A 3,085-nucleotide genomic window follows, 5' to 3' on the forward strand; every position below is an offset into this window, starting at 1 on the left:
GGTAGATATTTATCATTTACCGCGTGCTTACTGGGAAGCGAAGGATAGCAAGGATGATCTGAAGAAGGAAGTTCAGAAAAAATTTGCAGTGGGCTATCCCAAAGACAATATTATTTTTCAGCAGCCCGATCGCGCGATTCTCTATCAAGATGGCAAGTTGGTGATGGATGTAGACATTACCAAGGATCAGGAATTGGTGGATGTGGTGCGCCAGTTTTTTGAATATCGTGCGCCTGCGATCGCGCAATGGGAAAAAGCTGCTGAGGAATTTGGCGATCGCGTAAAGGATCATGCAACGGCGCTACTTGAGTTAATCCGTACACAGGAGAAGACTAACAAAAAATTCATCGATGCGTTTGCGACATTTATGCAGCTTTGCCGTCAGTCGATTAATCCGAATCTATCGGAGTCTGCGGTTGAGGAGATGTTGATTCAACATTTATTGACGGAACGGATTTTTCGGAGTGTGTTCAATAATCCAGATTTTGCTCAACGGAATATTATTGCAGTTGAGATTGAGAAAGTGATCAATGCCTTGACTTCTAAGCATTTCAGCCGCGCTCATTTTTTGAGTAGTTTGGATCGGTTTTATGGGGCGATCGAGGAGACGGCGGCAACGATTGATGATTTTTCGCAAAAGCAAGATTTTCTGAATACAGTTTATGAAAAGTTCTTTCAGGGCTTTTCGACGAAGGTGGCAGATACGCATGGGATTGTGTATACACCACAGCCGATTGTGAATTTTATGGTGAAGAGTGTGGAGGAGATTTTGCAACGGGAGTTTGGCAAGTCTCTGGTGGATAAGGGTGTGCATATTCTCGATCCGTTTGTCGGGACGGGAAATTTTATTATGCGGGTGATGCGCGAGATTGCGGATATCCAGAAGTCGGCTTTGCCTCATAAATATGAGCATGAGTTGCATTGCAATGAGGTGATGTTGTTGCCCTATTACATTGCTGCAATGAATATTGAGCATGAGTATTTTGAGCAGACTGGAAAGTATGAGGCGTTTGAGGGGATTTGTTTAGTTGATACTTTTGAAATGATTGATGAGCAACAGCTATCGTTGTTTGTCCCAGAAAATACACAAAGAGTCAAAAGACAGCAAGAATCTCCAATTTTTGTGATTCTTGGTAATCCACCATACAATACCAACCAAGTTGATGAAAATGACAATAACAAAAATCGTAAATATAAAAGAACCGATAGAAAAGGTGTAGATGATAGAGTCTCAGATACCTATGCTAAAGATTCAAGAGCTAGTCTACTCAGCAAGCTCAGCGATCCTTATGTTAAAGCTATACGTTGGGCATCCGATCGAATTGGGGATGAAGGTATAGTCGCTTTTGTTACTAACAACAGTTTTTTAGATAAGAAAGCTTTTGATTCGATGAGAAATCATCTGTCCAAAGATTTCAACACTATTTATGTTTTGGATTTAAAGGGAGATATTAGACAGGATTCAATGAGGGATGGAATTCCTCTTGGTGAAAAACATACTGTATTTGGCTTGTCTGCAATGGTAGGAGTTGCCGTAACATTTTTCGTAAAGAAGCGAAATATAGATGAGCATAAATTACTGTATTCAGAGGTTGACTGGAGAGCAAAACGAAAAGATAAATTCACGATCTTGGAAAATGCTCAAAGTTTATATAACTTGGAATGGCAAGAACTTATTCCTGACAGTCAAAATAATTGGTTGACTCAAAATATGAGCAATGATTTTCTTAATTTTATTGCTTTAGGAAGTAAAGAAGTTAAATCAGGAAGTAGTCAGAATAAAGATGAAGCAGTTTTTAAACTTTATTCTTTAGGAGTTTCTACTAATCGAGATTCAGTAGTCTATGATTTCACTCTTGACGAATTACTTAAAAGAGTAGAGGTTTTTTGTAGTGATTACAATACTCAACTCATTAGTTATCATGATTCAATAAAACCTATTGATATTGACAGTTTTCTTGACTATGAAAATGTAAAATGGAGCCGCAATTTAAAGCGGTCGCTGAAGAATTATAAAAAACTAAATTTTAACTCATCTAAAGCAAGATTAAGTCTATATAGACCTTTCACTAAAAGATTTCTATATTTTGATGATGTGATTATTGATGAAGCAGGTAGTAATGCTCGGTTCTTCCCAAATCAAAATACAGAAATAGAAAACAAAGTGATTGGAGTAGTAATTGAGCCTCAAATTCCTTTTTTAACATTAGCCTGTGCGTGTTTGCCAAATATGCACTATGGTGGGAGACAAGTTCAATGTTTTCCATTTTATATCTATGATGAAAATGGAAATAATCGTCAAGAAAACATTACAGATTGGGCGTTAGAACAATTTCACACCCATTATCAAGATCCCAAGATTACCAAATGGGACATCTTCCATTACACCTACGCCCTACTCCATCATCCCCACTATCGCCAACGTTACGCCGCCAACCTCAAACGCGAACTACCGCGCATCCCCTTCGCGCCAGAATTTAATCCTTTTGCCACAGCAGGAAAACGCCTCGCCGAAATCCATATCAACTACGAACAACAACCCGAATATCGCCTCAAACATATCGAAAACAAAGACCTCCCGATAGATTGGCGAGTCGAAAAAATGCGCCTCAGCAAAGACAAAACCCAAATCAAATATAACGACTTCCTGACGCTGACAGGCATTCCCCCAGAAGTATTAGAATATCGCCTCGGCAACCGTTCCGCCCTAGATTGGATCGTCGATCAATACCAAATCAGCACCGATAAACGAAGCGGTATCACCAACGATCCCAACCGACTCGATGATGAAGAATACATCGTGCGCTTAATCAAACAAGTAATCACCGTCAGCTTAGAAACCGTTATAATTGTAAAAAGCTTGCCAGATTTAGGACTACCAAAGGATTAGAAGTATTGAACTAGAGGATCGGTAAGGTGAATTCCATTTGATTAACTTATTGTTCTTCTCCTCCACAAGCGATCGCATCTACCGAGCTAATACCAAAAGTTGTTATCGCTAAACCTGTTTGGGCAACGGTTCTAGCATTGTTTTTAGGTGGAGCTTTTTTTGTATGGGTTAATCAACTTCTCAACTTAAGCAAAA

At 39.3% G+C, this 3,085-nt stretch carries 1 protein-coding gene; it reads left to right on the forward strand.

Going from position 1 to position 3,085, the window contains the following annotated elements; translation table 11 throughout:
* On the forward strand, positions 1-2,890 hold a 2,890-nt coding region (locus WBA89_RS15375; protein WP_424407850.1), incomplete at its 5' end, for a type ISP restriction/modification enzyme.
* Positions 2,891-3,085: the final 195 nt, after the last annotated feature.

It is taken from the genome of Microcoleus sp. (assembly GCF_049646505.1).
GTDB lineage: Bacteria > Cyanobacteriota > Cyanobacteriia > Cyanobacteriales > Microcoleaceae > Microcoleus.